This window comes from Halovivax limisalsi (assembly GCF_023093535.1).
GTDB classification, from domain to species: domain Archaea; phylum Halobacteriota; class Halobacteria; order Halobacteriales; family Natrialbaceae; genus Halovivax; species Halovivax limisalsi.
On the sequence record NZ_CP095757.1, the window covers coordinates 2559202 to 2575426 of the forward strand.

Below are 16225 nucleotides of genomic sequence, written 5' to 3' on the forward strand. Positions count from 1 at the left end.
TCACCCGATCCAGAGCGCTACCAGTCCGGCGATCCCGATCGCGACCAGCGGAAGCGCCACGCGGGTGCGCAATCGACCGTCGACGAGTTCGACCAGCGCGACCTTCGCCGACAGGCTCGCGACGATGCCGAAGACGACCATGCTCGCGGCCCCGTCCGCGGTGACGCTACCCCCGGTGAGCACCGTCGCCGCGGTCACCGAGACGGCGGCCGACGAGACGAGACCGCCGACGAACGCCGCCGCGTACAGTCCGAGGTCGCTGAACAGCTCCTGAGAACCGACCGAGACGACCAGAATCGCGACGTACGCGGCGGCGAACTTCGCCGCGGCAGCGAGCGAAAGTGGCGACCCGAAATCGATATCGAAGCCGTCGGAGACCTCACCGAACCGCCAGAAACTTCCGGCGATCGCGAGACCCAGTCCGACCATCACCGCGGTCGGAAGCCAGAGCGAACGGAGCATTCCCGCGCCGAGAACGCCCGCGATCGCGACGTTCCTTCCGATCATCGAGATGGTGGCCAGAAGCAGGGCGGCCGAGGCCGCGTCGACGGCCTCGCGCGTTTGCTTGGCGAAGCGCGCCAGGACGCCCGCCGCCGCCAGCGAGTTGGCACTGCCCGCGAGCAATCCCGTGAGCGCGAGCCCCCGCGAGCCGCCGAACCCGCGCATCGAGACGTAGGCGCCGAACTGGATGGCCAGGACGAAGATCGTAAACAGCAGTACCTCCCGCGGCGAGACGACGCCGTAGGGATCGACGGGTTCGGCGGGCAACACCGGATAGAGGATGAAGACCAGCGCGCCGAGGGTCAGCGAGTCCTGCAGTTCTCTGTCGGTAATGACCGAGGCGTAGCGGTGTAACCGATCCCGCTCGGAGAGCACCGCGACGAGGACGATGGCGATCGACGTCGACGCGAAGAGTTCGCCGTAACCGACGAGGAGGCCGAGCAACGCGACCAGGAACACCGTGATCGAGGTGGTGAAGCCGACGTCGGCCGTGTCGATCGCGAAGCGGAGGTACGCGATCAGGACGGCGACCGTCGCGGCCAGGCCCAGGTAGAGCGTCACGAGGGAGACCGGCGCTCCAGTCCGCTCGCCGACGAAGACAACGATCGGGCCAGCGCCGCACAACAACGCCATCGTCCGCAAGCCCGCGTACTTGCGTCGGGGGAGGCGCTCGCGCTCGAGTCCGATCAGCCCGCCCGTCGCGATCGCGACGAGTACCTGTCCGAGCAGGTCGGGAACCGCGACCCCCTCGATCATCGGCGATCACGCCCGCGCGGCGATCGCTCCGGTCGGCGCCGCGTCGAGGCAGGCGAACGAGCGAGCAGGGACCGCCACCCCGAATCGATCACAGCCGCGTCGGAACGAGACGAGACGCCGACTCGACCGCCTTCGGGCTCGTCGGGAACGGCGATGGTCGAGCGATCGCCGCCGGACGTCGCCTCTGTTCGCCGGGACATACGCCCCGCGTACGCCGCCAACACCCAAAACCTTCGTCACCTGCTGAACGAGGCGAGAATGCACAGGCCGCGGCCGTCGACGGTCCTCGCCGAAGGTTCCGGGGCGAGGACGATCGTCGTATCGATCGCGGATCACCCGATCTGCGGAGTCGGACCGGCCATCGGGATCGACTCGACCAGGCTCCCGGGTGACCCTCGATATCAACTATCCGCGGGTCGTCCATCGCGTATGACGACGTACTGTCGCGCACCGTCGCGCTGGGTTACCGTGGCGCTCGCGACGCTGGCCCTCGTCGGGGGCTCGTTGCTCCCGGTGCCGTTCGAACGACACCCGTCGTTCGAGGGAGCCGGCCCGGATACGCTCGCGCACTTCCTGGGCTACGCAGGGTTCGCCGCGGCGCTCGACGAGGCGCTTTCCGTCGAGGGGGTGGGCTGGGTCCTGCGCGCAGCGCTCACCGTCGGAACCGCGACGGGAATCGCGGTCGGGACCGGGCGAGTGCAACGGTACGTCCCGGGTCGAGCTCACGAACGCTCCGACGTCGTCGCCGGAGTGTCCGGGGCCTGTATCGGCGTCTTGTGGGGAACGAGGGGATCCGCGAGACGACGACCGGGACGTATCGAGTCGGTCACCTCGGCGAACGATGCCCGTCGGACCGAACGGATTCCCAACACGTGAGGCCCCCTTCTAACCCGCTAGCCGTCGAACGGGCGTCCGATGACGCCGCCCGCGCCGATCGACTCGATACTGATACCGACCGACGGAAGCGACGGTTCGCTCGTCGGCGCGAATCGGGGCCTCGAACTGGCCGCCACCGTCGGCGCGACGGTCCACGTGCTGGCGGTCGTCGACCAGAACTGGATCGACGGGCCCGCGGATGGCGACGGCGATGCCGATGACAGCGCCGCGGCTAACGGATCGGGTCCGATCGCGGCGGCCGAGGACGCCGTGGCATCCGTCGAACGGCTGGCCGAAGAATACGGTCCGGGGCTCGCGGTTCGAACGACGGTCGAACGGGGATCCCCCGCCGACGAGATCACGGCCTACGCCGACGCGAACGACGTCGACGCGATCGCGATGGGGACGAAGGGGCTGTCGGGACTCGACCGCGTCGTGCTCGGGAGCGTCACCGAGACCGTGCTTCGCACCGCGTCGGTGCCGGTGGTCGCGGTCCCGCCCGGGGCGCGCGACGCGTCGCTAACTGCCGACGGTGTCGAGGAGCTCCTGCTTCCGACGGACGGAAGCGAAGGGGCCGAGATCGCGGCCGAGTGGGCCATCGACCTCGCCGCGGCCGTCGACGCGACGGTGCGCGCGCTCTACTCCGTCGAATCGACCCGGATGGCAGCCGCGTCGGACCCGGAAGGCGCCCTCGCGCACCTCGAGCGCGAGGGCGAGGACGCCCTCGAGGCGGTTCGCGAACGGGCGCGGGATCGTCGGTGCACCGTCGAGGGAACGGTCGCGCACGGCCCCGCTGTGGACGAGATCCTCGCGTCCGTCGACGAACACGACGTCGACCTCGTCGCGATGGGGACTCGCGGTCGCTCCAGCATCGGCCAGCACCTCCTCGGGAGCACGACGGAAAACGTCGTTCGCGACGCCGCGGTGCCGATCGCCTGCGTGCCGCTGCCGGACGACGAGTGAGAGCGGCGGTCGGACACCGACGGTATCGCCGCAAACACGAGGAGTACAACCGATCGGTCGGGACCGTATCCGCCGCCCCCCGATGAACTGCTGGTGCAGTATTGTGCATATTCCAAATTACTTTACCGCTGGCCGTCCTACGATTTCCCATGACGGATCCATTCGTCGTCGTGGGCGGGGACGCAGCCGGGATGAGCGCCGCGAGCAAGGCCAAGCGCGAGGACCCGAGCCGCGAGGTGATCGTCTTCGAGCGGGGCGAGTGGGTCTCCTACGCCGCGTGCGGGATGCCCTACTACGTGAAAGGGACGGTCGAGGAACTCGACGATCTCGTCGCGGTGACGGCCGAGGAGTTCCGCGAGGAGCGCGACGTCGATCTGCGGACCGGTCGCGAGGTGGTCGGCATCGACACCGACGCGAAAACGGTGACCGTCGAGGGCGAGGCCGGCGAGGCGATCGAGCGGTCCTACGGTGACCTGCTGATCGGGACCGGGGCGAGCGCGATCGAGCCCCCGTTCGACGGCCTCGACCTCGAGGGCGTCTTCACCATCCACGACATGGACGAAGCGGACGCCATCGATCGCTTCGTGGGCGAACGTGAACCGGAGTCCGCAGCCGTCGTCGGCGGCGGGTACATCGGCGTCGAAATGGCCGAGGCCCTGGACGCGCGCGGGCTCGACGTCTCCATGTACGAGATGCTGCCCCGGACGCTGCAGCCGTTCGGCGAAGAGACGGCCCGGACCGTCGAGGACCACCTTCGCGATCAGGGGGTCGACCTCCGCCTGGAGACGGCCGTTCGGGGCTTTTCCGGCGACGGGAGCGTCGAGCGAGTGACGTACGAGGAAGGCGGCGGAACGGCGTCCGCCGGGGCGGACCTCGTGATCGTGGGGGTCGGCGTCGCGCCGAACACCGACCTCGCCGAGGACGCGGGGATCGAACTCGGGCCGACCGGCGCGATCGCGACGGACGACTACGGGCGGACGTTCGACGCGACGGACGGCTCGACCGTCCAGCACGTCTACGCGGCCGGCGACTGCGCCGAAGCGACGAACGTCGTCACCGGCGAACCGGATCACGTCCCGCTCGCGCTGACGGCCAACCGCGCGGGCCGCGCCATCGGCGCCACCGTCGGCGGCGACCCGACGCGAACCGGTGGCACGGCCGGGACGGCCATCGTCAAGGCGTTCGAACTCGGCGCCGCCCGAACTGGCGTCATCGACGAGGAACGAGCCCGCGAGGCCGGCTTCGACCCAGTCTCGGTGACCATCGACGCACCGACGCGGCCGCACTACTACCCCGGCGCGACCGAACTCACCGTGACGCTGGTCGGTGACGCCGCGAGCGAGCGCGTCATTGGCGCCAGCGTCGTCGGCCGCGACGGCGTCAAGCGGATCGACGCGGTCGCGACCGCGATCCAGGGCGAGTTGACCGTGGAGGAACTACAGAACGCCGACCTGGCGTACGCGCCGCCGTTTAGCCCCGTCTGGGACCCAATCGTGACGGCGGCGAAGGTCCTCGGCGGTAGCATGGAGGACGAGATCCGGTGACGGATCGCATCGAGCCGCCCGAGCCCCCCGAGACGCCGGACGCGCTTCGGGAGACGATCCCCGCGTTCGACGACGTGACCTACATGAACTTCGGGGCCAGCGGACCGAGTCCGCGGCCGGTCGTCGAGGCCGCCGAGGCGTTCCTCGAGTATCACGAGTTCGACGCGCCGGGCGGCGAGGGGATGTACCCCGCGGCGTTCGAGACGTACGAGGACGTTCGCGAGTCGGTCGCGGATTTCGTCGGCGCCGCTCCCGCCGAGATCGCGCTCACCCAGAGCACGGCCGACGGCATCAATCGGTTCGCCGGCGCGTTCGAGTGGGAGCCCGGCGACGTCGTCGTCCGGACCGACGTGGAGCACCCGGCCGGGATCCTCCCGTGGGAGCGTCTCGAGCGCCAGCGGGACGTCGAGGTCCGCGTCGTCGAGAGCGAGGCCGGTCGACTCGATATGGACGCCTACCGCGAGGCCGTCGAGGGGGCGAAACTGGTGACGTTCAGCGCGATCACCTGGAACTACGGGACGCGCCTGCCGGTCAGCGAGTTGGTCGGGATCGCCCACGACGCCGGCGCGCTCGTCCTGGTCGACGCCGTCCAGTGGCCGGGTCAGGTCCCGCTCGACGTGACCGAGTGGGGCGCCGACGCCGTCGCCGCGGCGGGCCACAAGTGGTTGCTCGGGACGTGGGGCGGCGGATTTCTGTACGTCGAGGGGTCCGTCGTCGGTTCCCTCACGCCCGGGGCGATCAGCTACCGCGGCGTGGCCGAAGCGACCGCGAATCGGTACGAGCTCAAACCGGGTGCGCCGCGCTTCGAGATCGGCACGATCAATCCCGCCCCGCACGTCGCGCTACGGACCGCTATCGAATCGATGCAGTCGATCGGTCTCGAGACGATCGAATCCCGAAACGAACGCCTCGCGGGCCGACTCGCCGACGGGATCCCCGACGAGCGGCTCCTGAGCCCGGCCGATCCCGAGTCGGGGCTGGTAACCGTCGCCGTCGACGACCCCGAGTCCGTCACTGAGCGCATCCGGGACGAGGGCATCGTCGTTCGTCCGCTGCCGAAACCGGACGCGATCCGCGCGTCCGTCCACGCGGTCAATACCGAGGGGGAGGTCGACGCCCTGCACGAGGCGCTGGACCGGAGTCTCTGATGCTGGTCCGGTTCGATGCTGGGGAGTACCCGCCCGCCGGTGAACCGTTCGCGAGGGAGGCGGAGGAATAGCCGGTGACACTTAACCGTCCACTGGCGTCTTGACCACTGTTACCGGTCGTTCGGCCATCGAAGTGACGCGCTCGGCCACGCTCCCGAGCTGTCGGCGGTGCTCTCCCGTTCGAGCCTTCGACCCGACGACGGTCAGATCGACGTCCGCTTCGTCCGCGAACGCGAGGATCTCCTCGTGCGGAACGCCCCGGCGGAGGACGGCGTCGTTCCACGCCTGCGCCTTCGGCCCGCTGTACGATCGCGTCCACGGCATCCTGTCCGGCCTGCTCGAGCGCCGATTCCAGCCCCTCGATCTCATGGACGTGCTCGTCACCGGTATGAACTGTGTTCGTCTGGATCGATGATGGATAGCACGTATATCGTGGCGTCGTCCGCATCGGCCGCGTCGATGGCGTGTTCGATCGCGTCGTCGGCGCCGCGGCTCAGGTCCGTCGTCACCAGAATCCGGTCGTACATGCGCCAACAGGTGCGGCACGGACGCACAACTGATCGGGGGCAGTTTCTGATCGGCTGGATGCGCCAGGGTTTATTTGCCTCGGTGGGAGTATACGGAATCATGACGCTTGGAGGGTCTTCCCGCCGCGTTCCCACCAGTCAGTTCTTGCTCGGCCTACTCGTGGTTTTGGTCGGACTGATCTTGCTGCTCGATACGACGGGCGTCGCTCCCACGCAGAGCCTGCTGCAGTTCGCCCCCTCGCTGTTCGTGCTCGTGGGCATCTGGGCGCTCGTCGGGAGTCGCTTTCGAAACCTCGTCGGTCCCGTCGTCCTGATCGGCGTCGCGGTCGCCTGGCAGCTCGTGGCTCTCGACGTCGTATCCGTCGATCGAATGGTCGACTTCTGGCCACTTCTGGTGATTGTCCTCGGACTCTCGATCGTGCTCGGTCAGTACCGATCGAGCGCCGCCGAGGTCGAGGGTGCCCACACCTCGACCTTCGCCGCGTTCGGCGGCGTCGAGAAACGAAACACCTCTCAGCAGTTCCGAGGGGCTGATCTGACTGCGATGTTCGGTGGAGCGGAACTCGACCTGCGTGACGCGACCGTGGGCGAGCGGCCGGCGCGGATCAACGCCGTCGCCCTCTTCGGCGGGGTCGATATCATCGTCCCCCGCGAGTGGAACGTGCAACTAGACGTCCTGCCGATCCTGGCCGGTGCGGCCGACGATCGGGCACGCACCGACGATATCCGCGACGAGGTCGACCTCGTGGTGACCGGGTTCGCCGCGTTTGGCGGGATCGCCGTCTCCGACTGACGGGACCGTTCGATCGACATCCTCCACAGAGGGATGTCACACGCGCTCTTCGACGAAAGTGGTAACTCCTCAGCGGTACTCGAAACGATCGAGCCAGCTGTCGTCGGATGATTCGAGCGAGCTGAACGGCGGCGACGTCGCCGACGCGAAGGGCGCCCTCGCGGATCAGCGTCGCCTCGAGATACTCTTCGCGCTCGTCGAGGCGGACCCGGATCGGCGACGCCGGATCCGCGCGGGTCTCTACGAGAGCGCGTCGACCTTCGCGGATAGCGCGGTCGACGGCGTCTGCATCCGCTGCGAAGCCGGATCGCTCACCGCCGCGCTCGCTGACGAGCGGTTTCGGATCCGCTGCGACGACCGCGGGTCGATCCTCGTCGTCGACGGCTTCCCGCAGAGTCAGGTCGCCGGTCGACGTTCCGCCGAGATCGTGGAGAGTTTCGGCCGTCGCATCCGGAGCGCCGTCCTCCAGGTACGCGCGGTCCTCTATCCGGAGTGTGCCGGTCGCGTCGAGACGAGGGGAGGGCTTCGACCGGGCCGGCGACCGGCTGTACGGCCACGTCAACACGCGTCACGAGTGCGGATTCGTGCTGACCGTTCCCCTCGAAGCGGTTGCGGCGCGTCACACGGCGGCCGTGGGCTACCTCTGGGAGAACGATATCTCGCCGCGGAATACGCCGCTGTGGGAGTGTTTCGGGTTCGTCACCGACGGCGCTATCACGAGCGCGGTCACCTCGACCCACCCGCTCGACGCCCGAATAGCGCTCTCGTTCGACGACACTCCACTCGAACTGTCGATGGACGAGAGCTACACCGTCTCGACCGCGGAATTGGGGGGGCTGAGGCGAACGGACGAGTGGCGCAATATCGATCGCAGAACCGAGCGACCGCGTCGAGCGGTGACCGTCCACGCCCAGCCGTGACCGGCCGGCGATCCGAACAGAACGGCTCGACGGGCGGTGTTCAAAGTTGTTTGAGTTGCTTGGTCGCCAGTATGTTGCAATGATGATAATAGTTAACTGATCGGAGCGAACAACGGTCTCTATGCAACCAGCCACGTCCGACGGAGCCGTGCCCGTTTGCGGAGGGGAGTCGAATGGCGGCGATTAAGACGAACGGGCTGACGAAGCGATTCGGCGACGTCGTCGCCGTGGACGATCTCGACCTCGTCGTCGAGGACGGCGAGATATTCGGCTTCCTCGGCCCGAACGGCGCCGGGAAGTCGACGACGATCGACATCCTCCTCGACTTCGTGCGCCCGTCGAGCGGGTCGGTGACCGTCCTCGGCCACGACGCCCAGCGCGAGGGGCGGGCCGTCCGCCGGCGGACGGGCGTCCTTCCCGACGCCTACCACGTCTACGATCGACTCACCGGCCGCCAGCACGTCGAGTTCGCCATCGAGATGAAAGGCGTCGACGACGATCCGGACGCGCTGCTGGAGCGGGTCAACGTCGCCGACGCCGCGGGTCGCAAGGCCGGCGGCTACTCGAAGGGGATGCGCCAGCGGCTGGCGCTGGCCATGGCGCTCGTCGGGGACCCCGACCTGCTGGTGCTAGACGAACCCTCGACCGGGCTCGACCCGAACGGCGCCCGCGAGATGCGCGAGATCATCCGCGAGGAGAACGCCCGCGGGACGACCGTCTTCTTCTCGAGTCACATCATGGAGCAGGTCGAGGCCGTCTGCGATCGCGTCGGCATCATCGATCGCGGGCGCCTCGTCGCGATCGATACGATCGACGCCCTGCGCGACGCCACCGAAACGGGCGAAACCCTGTTCGTCGCCGTCGCCACCCTCGACGAGGGGGTGCGCGACGCGGTCGCCGATCTCGACGGCGTCGCCTCGGCCGCGATCGACGACGGTCGGCTGCGAGTCGCGCTCGAGGACGTCTCGAAGTTCGACGTGCTCGACGCCATCGACGAGATCACGGCCGTCGAGGACTTCTCGGTCGTCGAATCGTCGCTCGAGGACCTGTTCGTCCGCTATACTACCGAAAAACAGGAGGTCGAGCGATGACCCGGTTCGTCGTCGCGAAGAAGGACTTCCGGGACGCCGTCCAGTCGCGGGCGCTGTGGGCGCTCGTCGGGACCTTCGTCGTCATCTCGCTCGTCGCGTCCTACGCCTACGTCGAGGTGCCCGAGGCCTTCGGCGAGCCGGGCGGCGCGACCTTCGGCGGCCTGCTCTTCTTCACCGCCGGCCTCGCCGCCCTGTTCGTCCCCATTTTGGCCATCGTCGTCTGCTACAAGTCCCTCGCCGGCGAGCGCGAACTCGGGAGCATCAAACTGCTGTGCTCGCTCCCGACCACGCGCGGAGAGGTGTTCGTCGGGAAGGTGCTCGGTCGGGCCGGCGTCCTCGGGTTCGGCCTCGGCGTCGGACTCGTGATCGGACTCGCGTTCGGCGCGGCGTTGCTCGGCCACGTCGACGTCGTCGCCGGATCGATCTTCGTACTACTCACGCTCGCGTTCGTCGCCGTCTACGCGACGATCGTCGTCGGGCTCTCGGCGACGACGGGGTCGACGGCGCGGGCCACGACGCTCGCGCTCGGCTTCTTCGTCGCGTTCGAACTGCTGTGGGACGCCGTCGTGATGGGAATTCTCTACGTCGCCGGCGGCTTCTCGCTGCCGAACCCGGCGACGATGCCCGAGTGGGCGTTCACCGTGATGCAACTCTCGCCCTCCGCGGCCTACTTCTCGGGCCTCGTCGCGCTGTTACCCGACGTCGCGTCGCAGGCCGACGCCGATCCCGGCGGCGCGGGTGCCGGCGTCGAGGTGAGTACGGGCGAGGCCGAACCCATCTTCGCCTCCCCGGAGATCGGGCTCGTCGTCCTCGCGCTCTGGTTCGCCGTTGCGCTGCTCGTCGGCTACCGGCGATTCGACGCCGCGGACCTGTAAGGGGATCTCCCCTCCGGGCCGAGTCGTCCCCGTATCGATTCCACGGGCCATACTGAGCCACGATATGACGGGTCCGGGCGAAGGTCTTCCCAGCGAGTAAGAACGCGGGCGAACGGGTGCGGGGCAATGGCTACCGGGTCCACGTGACGATTCGGTCCCGTGTGCCATGAGTACGACTCGCTCCGGGGACGACCGTCCGTTCATGCAACGGCTCTACGACAACGTCTGGCTGCTGGCCCTGCTGGCGCTGGTCTTCTTTACCGTCTCCTACGTCGGCTGGGGGCTGCTGGACATCTTCACGGTGCCACTGCGGTGATATCATGACGTCACCGCTCAAACCGCCGGAGGGAAACTGGTGGAACCAGCCGATCAACCGCCGCGAGTCGATCTGGCTCGCCCTGGGGGGCGCCTGGGCCGTCGTCCTCTTCGGGTGGATGAGCACCTTCACCCGGGTCGGCGACCAGAACCCGATCGGCGAAACGTACCGGCTCGAACCCGAAGAGTACATGCAGGCCGTCCAGGACTACAAGGGATCGGCCGAGGAGAACGACGAGGGCGCCCTGATCCCGCCGGGCGACGACGTCTACATCGGCGCGACGACGTACATGTGGGACGGGTTACCCGTCGTCCTCGAAGCGGGAACGGAGTACGACATTCACCTGGGGTCCTACGACGTCCAGCACGGCTTCTCCATCCGCGCCGAGGACAACCTGAGCAAGCAGATCAACCTGCAGGTACTGCCCGGCTACGAGTGGATCATCCCGATGACGTTCGACGAACCGGGGACCTACCGCGTGCTCTGTAACGAGTTCTGCGGCGACGGGCACGAAACCATGGCGGGTACCCTGTACGTGGAGGATCCCGAACAATGAGCCACAGATTCGACGTCTTCGACTTGTTCGACAACGACTACGACGACGAGGGCTTTCGAACGTGCGGCGTCACCGGCCTCTCGATCCACCGATCGGTCGAAAATCACGTCAAGCTCTTCGGGCTGACCTCGCTCCTGTTCATGATCGTCGGCGGGTTCTTCGCGATCACTATCGCGCTCACCCGCTGGGAGCTGATCGGCCTCCTCGACGCGAGCGACTTCTACATCCACGTCAGCATGCACGCCTGGAGCCTGCTGCTGTTCTGGATCGTCTTCATGGAAGTGGCGATCCTCTACGTCGGCGGGCCGATGGTTCTCGGCCGACGACTGCCGCTTTCGAAACTGGCCAAACTCGGCTACGCGACGATGCTCGCGGGGGCGCTCACCATCTACTACGGGATCTGGACGACGAGTGAGCCCAACCAGGCGCCGATGCTGACTTCGTACGTCCCGCTTCCCTCGCAACCTGAGTACTACGCCGGGGCGATCGTCTTCATCCTCGGGGTCGTGATCGCGTCGGTGCCGTTCTTCCTGACGATCTGGCGCGAAAAGCGCGTCCACGGCACCCGATCGCTGCCGCTGGTCGTCTTCGGCGCGTTCATCACGGGCATCATCGCGGTCGAGGCCTTGCTCGGCGGCCTCGTCGCGTTCGGCGGCGCGCTGCTCTGGCGGCTCGAACTCATGCAGTTCGATCCGGCCTCCTACCGGATGTGGTTCTGGACGATCGGCCACGGCACCCAGCAGATCAACCTGCTCGCGATGATCACGGTCTGGTACTTCCTGACCCACGTCGTCGGCGGGGCCGAGGTCGTCAGCGAGAAGGTCTCGCGCACCGCGTTCGTCCTCTACCTCTTCTTCATCAACATGGGCGCGGCCCACCACCTGCTGGTCGACCCCGGCATCTCGGCCGGCTGGCGCATCTGGAACACCTCCTACGCGTTCTACGGCGCGACGTTCGCCAGCCTCATCCACGCCTTCGCGATCCCGGCGGGCATCGAGGCCGGCCGGCGCAAGCGCGGCAAGGGCGGCGGGCTCTTCGGCTGGCTCACCTCCGCGCCCTGGAAAAACCCGACGTTCTCGGCGCCGGTGCTGGCGATCATCCTGTTCGGCTTCCTGGGCGGCATCACCGGCGTGTTGATGGGCCAGATGCAGCTCAACATGGCCTGGCACAACACGTTCGCGACGGTCGGGCACTTCCACGCCACCGTCGTCCTCGGCACGACGCTGACGTTCATGGGGCTGATCTACTTCGTCATCCGGACGATGTTCCGGCGTCGGTTCGTCGGCGCCTCGCTGGTCTCCAGCCAACCGTTCCTCTTCGGCGGGGCGATGGGCCTGACCACGCTCATCATGATGTACCTCGGCATCCTGTACGGCATTCCGCGACGGACGCCCGAAGTCGTCAGCAACATCCCCCGAGCGGGGTACGACTTCAGCCTCGAGGCCGCGAGCCCGCTGTTCGCCATCTTCGGGATCGTCGCCATGCTGGCGATCGTCGGGGGCGCGCTCTTCGTGGCGCTCTCGGCGCTCTCGGTGCTCTTCGGCGACCGGATCGAGCCCGGCGGTAACGCCGACCTCGTCGCAGACGGCGGCCACGCCGCCGCGGCCGAGAGCGACGAACCCGCGGCCCACCTCGCGATGGCCGACGACCCGGACGACCCCGTCCACGCCTACGAGATGCGCGGGACGTTCATCATCTGTCTGGTCTTCATGGCCGCATTCGTGATCACCTACGCGCTGAACTGGTACCTGCTCACGCAGCTCTGGTCGATCGGGGTCTGACTTCCGACCCGACCGAACCCCGTTCGACCGATCCGAATCGTCCGATCGACCATAGAACCCCACGCTCGCACACGACCCCCGAGATCACCTCGAGAACACGACGGTCCACTCCAATACATGTCCGACCACTCCGCCTCGACGCGTTCGCTTCCCGGCCGACTGGTGCGACAGAGCTGGCGCGACCTGAAGAGCATCTACTACGCGAACACGGTCGTCTGGCGCCTCCTCAAGAGCGTCGGACTGTTGATGTTCGGGTTCTTCTGCTGGTCGGCCAGCTCCCTGCTCCTCTCGTATCGCCCGTCGTGGACGTTCCTCTACTACACGATGGCCTACGGCTTCGTGCTGATCTGCTGGGGGCCGCTGACCCACATCGTCGTCGTCCCGCTCGTGATCCGACTGCGACGGACGGCGGACCATCCGGTGACCCGCTGGTTCGCCAGACACGGCTCGAAGGTCAACCTCTCGACGTTCGTCGCGATCGTCGTCGTCCTGGCGACGATCCAGTTCTCGCCCATGCTACTGGACTTCCAGAGCGCGTTCGAGGACGACTCCGGCGCCGACGTCGCCGCCGACCTGCGCTGTGAGACCGGCGAGGAACTGGTCACCTGCCAGCTCACCGACGCCGAGGGCGTCGACAGGATCGTCGTCGCCACCGGCGGGACGGAACTCGAGACGATCGACGACCCCGCCGCCACGTTCGAGATACGCAAAGACGAACTCGAGGAGGTGGTCGGCCAGAAGCAGTACACCGTCAGACTCTACGACGCCGACGGGAATCGCGTCGGCGTCTTCAGGCGGTCGGTCGTCTGAGGAGGACAACGTCGACGACTCGCCGCCACGCGACCGTCCCGGTCGGCCCTGCCGGTGGCCCCCGGCCACGGCCGACACGGGCCGGCTCGCCTTTAAGCGTTCTCGGGCAATAGGTCGGGGCAGACATGCGTCGACGAGCACTCCTCGCGGGAGCCCTCGGGGGCGTCGCCGTCTCGATCGGCGGTTATCGTGCGGTCGATCGAATTCGCGGCGGCGAAGAGTCGACGCCGTATCGCCCGCTGGGTCGCGTCCCGCTGGCGGACGCGAAGGAGGCCGTCGTCGACGGCGGCGTGGCGTACGCCGCCGTCGCGGACGGCATCGCCACCGTCGACGTGAGCGATCCCGCCGACCCGACGGTACTCGCGGAGCAGCGTGGCCTCCTGGCCGACCGGCCCGGCGGTCCGATGGAACAGCTGTGGGACGTTGCGATCGACGGCGATCGACTGCTCGTGGCCGGGCCGGCGAACCCGGTTGGCGGCGACGCTATCCAAGGCTTGCTCCTCTACGACGTGAGCGAGCCGGCCGCGCCGAGGCGAGTGGCGTTTCACGAGACCGACTTCCCCATCCACAACGCGACCATCCGGGACGGCCGGGCGTACCTCACCGGAAACGACCGCGATCGGGAGCCGCTCGTGATCGTCGACGTGCGCGAGGACGGTCCCGAGGAGGTCGGGCGCTGGTCGCTGCTCGACCACGATACGGGGTGGGGCGATGTCGACCCGCGACTCCGCTGGCTCCACGACGTGCACGTTCGAAACGACCTCGCGTTTCTCGCCCTCTGGGACGCCGGCACGTGGTTCGTCGACGTGAGCGATCCCTCCGATCCGACGGCCGTGGGAAACGTCGGCGGCCGGTCGATCGACGAACTGGCGTCGATCCCGTCGTCGGCCGTCCAGGACGAGACGATCGCGCTCCCCGGAAACCACCACTACGCGACATCGAACGAGGCGGGGACGGTCCTGGGAACCAACGAGGAGGCCTGGGCGGCGAACGCGACGGGCGACGGCGGACCCGGCGGCATCGATCTCTGGGACGTTCGCGATCCGTCGGCACCTACTCACCTGGCGACGATCGATCCGCCCCCGACGCCCGATCCGACCTACAGTGTATCGCCGCTCGCGGCCGGGTCCGGCGGGGCGCGAACCGACCCAGTGCTCCCACACACGAAGTGCCACGAGTGTGGCGCGATCGGCGACGGCGTCTGGACGACCTCGCACAACTTCCAGCTCGCCGGCGATCGCCTGTTCACGTCGTGGTACCAGGGCGGCGTGAAGATTCACGATATCGGCGATCCGGCCGATCCGACGGAACTCGCGTGGTGGCGCCGCCCAGACGAAACCTCGTTCTGGACCGCCCAGCTCGCCGACGAGTCGACGGTCGTCGCCAGCAGCATGGGCTGGGACGGCGACGGAATGGGTGCGATCTACACCTTCCCGAACCGACCGGGCGAGCAGGACGACCCGCCGTCGCTCGCGGCGGCCGATCGGGCAGAGTGAGTACCGTCCGCGTGTTCGTGGGCCGATCCGTTTCGAAACGGATGGACGTCCCTGCGAACACTGGATGAGCCCGCTCGCCGAACGTACGATAGGAAGGTAGATTTGTGATACGGTCAAAGGGTATCGTGTTATGGCGTCGTCACCGCCATTTGTCGATCCGGAATCGGGAGAGTTAGACGTCGGCCAAATCCGAGCGGAAGCGCTCCCGCTTGCCGGGCTCGTCGTCCTGTTCGGCGGGACGGCGCTGCTCGTGTTCGTGATCGCGTTGCTGGTCGCCGGCAACGCGGTGCTCGGAGGACTCCTCACCGTCATCTCGCAATTCGTTCTCGCCGTCGGAGCCGGTATCGTATTGATGTACGTCGTTGCGCGGGGGATACAACTCGCCGACGGGTGAGTGTGGGTACGCACCCTCGAAAACCCACGCGTCGATAGCACGCGAGGAACCCGGCACGCTGATCGAAGGGCGGTATTGGCCTCCGGAGTCCCCGATTCCCATCAGGCAACGAGGGCTCGATGAGCGGAACGGTCATGTCTGATCCAGTCGTGGAGGCCTCCCGACGGCCAGTCGACCGATCGGATCGATCGCCCGCCACCGCAATACCGAAGGTCGATCGGTCAGTACTTCGTGACAGGATGCGATCGCTGCTCGAACGCCTGCTCGGCGACGACACGCCGGACGAACAGGTCGACCTGGAAGCGCGACAGAGCGACGCGGACGAGACGCTCCGCGACGCCGTCGAGCGAGGCACCGACGATGTAGAGGACTGCGGCGTGACCGGTGTCGCTGTCGTCAACGAAGGGCCGGACGGAGAGCCCGTCGTCGTCCCTATCGTCCGCTTTTCACTCGGTGAGGACGTCGAAACGCCCGATATGGATCGCGTCTGGGACCTCGTGGGCGAAGCGATCGACGCCGTCCACGCACCGTTCGACGACGTATTCGTCCGCCACTACGACGTTCAGTTCACGTTCGACGGCGACGAACTCTTCGAGGCCGAAGAATGCCGGCGAATCGCGCTCACCGACCAGCTCGTCGATCGGTACGCGACCGACGCCGGGTTTTCGCTCGCGGACCTCCGGGGTGCCGTCGAGGCGGCGGACGACATCGACGACGAGATCGCGCCGGTCGCGTGGGGTGCCTGCAAGGACTACAGCCACACGGACGACGCGGCGCTGATCGTCGCCGGGACGGCAGCCGCCGCCGGTGCGGGCGCGAGCGCCGCGAGCTGTGCCGGGGCTGGAGCCGCCAGCGGTGCGGGCGGCGGCACGTGCTGA

The 16225-nt window shown here is 67.8% G+C and carries 16 protein-coding genes and 2 pseudogenes; 16 read left to right on the forward strand and 2 right to left on the reverse strand.

Going from position 1 to position 16225, the window contains the following annotated elements; all coding sequences use genetic code 11:
* Complete coding sequence (locus MXA07_RS11850) at nt 1–1257, reverse strand: MgtC/SapB family protein (RefSeq protein ID WP_247728806.1); 1257 nt, start codon at nt 1255–1257, stop codon at nt 1–3.
* Between the two features lie 429 nt (nt 1258–1686).
* Between MXA07_RS11850 and MXA07_RS11855 the strand changes: the two genes are divergently transcribed.
* From MXA07_RS11855 to MXA07_RS11870, 4 genes are all read left to right on the forward strand, one after another.
* Nucleotides 1687–2133 (forward strand): VanZ family protein, encoded by a 447-nt coding sequence (locus MXA07_RS11855; RefSeq protein ID WP_247728807.1) that lies wholly within the window; start codon nt 1687–1689, stop codon nt 2131–2133.
* Between the two features lie 39 nt (nt 2134–2172).
* Entirely contained in the window at nt 2173–3096 is a 924-nt protein-coding gene (locus MXA07_RS11860) for a universal stress protein (protein ID WP_247728808.1), read from the forward strand.
* A gap of 149 nt (nt 3097–3245) precedes the next feature.
* On the forward strand, nt 3246–4640 hold the full coding sequence (locus tag MXA07_RS11865; RefSeq protein ID WP_247728809.1) for an FAD-dependent oxidoreductase: 1395 nt from the start codon (nt 3246–3248) through the stop codon (nt 4638–4640).
* Nucleotides 4641–4723: 83 nt separating this feature from the next.
* Nucleotides 4724–5788 (forward strand): aminotransferase class V-fold PLP-dependent enzyme, encoded by a 1065-nt coding sequence (locus MXA07_RS11870; protein ID WP_425492218.1) that lies wholly within the window; start codon nt 4724–4726, stop codon nt 5786–5788.
* An 81-nt stretch (nt 5789–5869) separates the two neighbouring features.
* Here MXA07_RS11870 and MXA07_RS11875 read toward each other — a convergent pair.
* Nucleotides 5870–6315 (reverse strand): annotated as a pseudogene (locus MXA07_RS11875) (universal stress protein).
* Between MXA07_RS11875 and MXA07_RS11880 the strand changes: the two are divergent.
* The 12 genes and pseudogenes from MXA07_RS11880 to MXA07_RS11930 all read left to right on the forward strand — a co-directional run bounded on the left by MXA07_RS11880 (nt 6314) and on the right by MXA07_RS11930 (nt 16225).
* A complete protein-coding gene (locus MXA07_RS11880) occupies nt 6314–7108 on the forward strand; it encodes a LiaF transmembrane domain-containing protein (RefSeq protein ID WP_247728811.1) in 795 nt (264 codons plus the stop codon). The pseudogene MXA07_RS11875 and the gene MXA07_RS11880 overlap by 2 nt on opposite strands.
* Before the next feature lie 58 nt (nt 7109–7166).
* Nucleotides 7167–7568: pseudogene (locus MXA07_RS18300) on the forward strand (DUF7351 domain-containing protein); the annotation flags it as partial.
* A 34-nt stretch (nt 7569–7602) separates the two neighbouring features.
* Nucleotides 7603–8028, forward strand: coding sequence for a DUF7351 domain-containing protein (locus tag MXA07_RS11885; RefSeq protein ID WP_247728812.1), 426 nt, complete (start codon nt 7603–7605; stop codon nt 8026–8028).
* Nucleotides 8029–8201: 173 nt separating this feature from the next.
* On the forward strand, nt 8202–9119 hold the full coding sequence (locus MXA07_RS11890; RefSeq protein WP_247728813.1) for an ABC transporter ATP-binding protein: 918 nt from the start codon (nt 8202–8204) through the stop codon (nt 9117–9119).
* Nucleotides 9116–9994, forward strand: coding sequence for an ABC transporter permease subunit (locus MXA07_RS11895; protein ID WP_247728814.1), 879 nt, complete (start codon nt 9116–9118; stop codon nt 9992–9994). The genes MXA07_RS11890 and MXA07_RS11895 overlap by 4 nt, the downstream gene beginning before the upstream one ends.
* A 166-nt stretch (nt 9995–10160) precedes the next feature.
* The gene (locus tag MXA07_RS11900; protein WP_247728815.1) at nt 10161–10310 is read left to right on the forward strand and encodes a hypothetical protein; all 150 of its coding nucleotides are present in this window, start codon (nt 10161–10163) and stop codon (nt 10308–10310) included.
* Between the two features lie 4 nt (nt 10311–10314).
* Nucleotides 10315–10866, forward strand: coding sequence for a cupredoxin domain-containing protein (locus MXA07_RS11905; RefSeq protein WP_247728816.1), 552 nt, complete (start codon nt 10315–10317; stop codon nt 10864–10866).
* Nucleotides 10863–12647, forward strand: coding sequence for a cytochrome c oxidase subunit I (locus MXA07_RS11910; protein ID WP_247728817.1), 1785 nt, complete (start codon nt 10863–10865; stop codon nt 12645–12647). Before MXA07_RS11905 ends, MXA07_RS11910 begins: the two co-directional genes overlap by 4 nt.
* Nucleotides 12648–12764: 117 nt before the next feature.
* On the forward strand, nt 12765–13457 hold the full coding sequence (locus MXA07_RS11915; protein ID WP_247728818.1) for a hypothetical protein: 693 nt from the start codon (nt 12765–12767) through the stop codon (nt 13455–13457).
* A 125-nt stretch (nt 13458–13582) separates the two neighbouring features.
* Nucleotides 13583–14953 carry an LVIVD repeat-containing protein gene (locus tag MXA07_RS11920; RefSeq protein WP_247728819.1) on the forward strand — a complete coding sequence of 457 codons (1371 nt, stop codon included), beginning with the start codon at nt 13583–13585 and terminating at the stop codon, nt 14951–14953.
* 130 nt (nt 14954–15083) lie between these two features.
* On the forward strand, nt 15084–15347 hold the full coding sequence (locus MXA07_RS11925; RefSeq protein ID WP_247728820.1) for a hypothetical protein: 264 nt from the start codon (nt 15084–15086) through the stop codon (nt 15345–15347).
* Nucleotides 15348–15586: 239 nt separating this feature from the next.
* Nucleotides 15587–16225 carry a hypothetical protein gene (locus MXA07_RS11930; protein ID WP_247728821.1) on the forward strand — a complete coding sequence of 213 codons (639 nt, stop codon included), beginning with the start codon at nt 15587–15589 and terminating at the stop codon, nt 16223–16225.

What these genes read in the sequence shown, in the direction of transcription:
- MXA07_RS11880 (WP_247728811.1), top strand. Translation starts at nt 6,314, where the DNA reads ATGCGCCAACAGGTGCGGCACGGACGCACAACTGATCGGGGGCAGTTT.
- MXA07_RS11905 (WP_247728816.1), top strand. Translation starts at nt 10,315, where the DNA reads ATGACGTCACCGCTCAAACCGCCGGAGGGAAACTGGTGGAACCAGCCG.
- MXA07_RS11850 (WP_247728806.1), bottom strand. Translation starts at nt 1,257, where the DNA reads ATGATCGAGGGGGTCGCGGTTCCCGACCTGCTCGGACAGGTACTCGTC.
- MXA07_RS11920 (WP_247728819.1), top strand. Translation starts at nt 13,583, where the DNA reads ATGCGTCGACGAGCACTCCTCGCGGGAGCCCTCGGGGGCGTCGCCGTC.
- MXA07_RS11915 (WP_247728818.1), top strand. Translation starts at nt 12,765, where the DNA reads ATGTCCGACCACTCCGCCTCGACGCGTTCGCTTCCCGGCCGACTGGTG.
- MXA07_RS11925 (WP_247728820.1), top strand. Translation starts at nt 15,084, where the DNA reads ATGGCGTCGTCACCGCCATTTGTCGATCCGGAATCGGGAGAGTTAGAC.
- MXA07_RS11930 (WP_247728821.1), top strand. Translation starts at nt 15,587, where the DNA reads ATGCGATCGCTGCTCGAACGCCTGCTCGGCGACGACACGCCGGACGAA.
- MXA07_RS11900 (WP_247728815.1), top strand. Translation starts at nt 10,161, where the DNA reads ATGAGTACGACTCGCTCCGGGGACGACCGTCCGTTCATGCAACGGCTC.
- MXA07_RS11855 (WP_247728807.1), top strand. Translation starts at nt 1,687, where the DNA reads ATGACGACGTACTGTCGCGCACCGTCGCGCTGGGTTACCGTGGCGCTC.
- MXA07_RS11890 (WP_247728813.1), top strand. Translation starts at nt 8,202, where the DNA reads ATGGCGGCGATTAAGACGAACGGGCTGACGAAGCGATTCGGCGACGTC.
- MXA07_RS11870 (WP_425492218.1), top strand. Translation starts at nt 4,724, where the DNA reads ATGAACTTCGGGGCCAGCGGACCGAGTCCGCGGCCGGTCGTCGAGGCC.
- MXA07_RS11895 (WP_247728814.1), top strand. Translation starts at nt 9,116, where the DNA reads ATGACCCGGTTCGTCGTCGCGAAGAAGGACTTCCGGGACGCCGTCCAG.
- MXA07_RS11865 (WP_247728809.1), top strand. Translation starts at nt 3,246, where the DNA reads ATGACGGATCCATTCGTCGTCGTGGGCGGGGACGCAGCCGGGATGAGC.
- MXA07_RS11860 (WP_247728808.1), top strand. Translation starts at nt 2,173, where the DNA reads ATGACGCCGCCCGCGCCGATCGACTCGATACTGATACCGACCGACGGA.
- MXA07_RS11910 (WP_247728817.1), top strand. Translation starts at nt 10,863, where the DNA reads ATGAGCCACAGATTCGACGTCTTCGACTTGTTCGACAACGACTACGAC.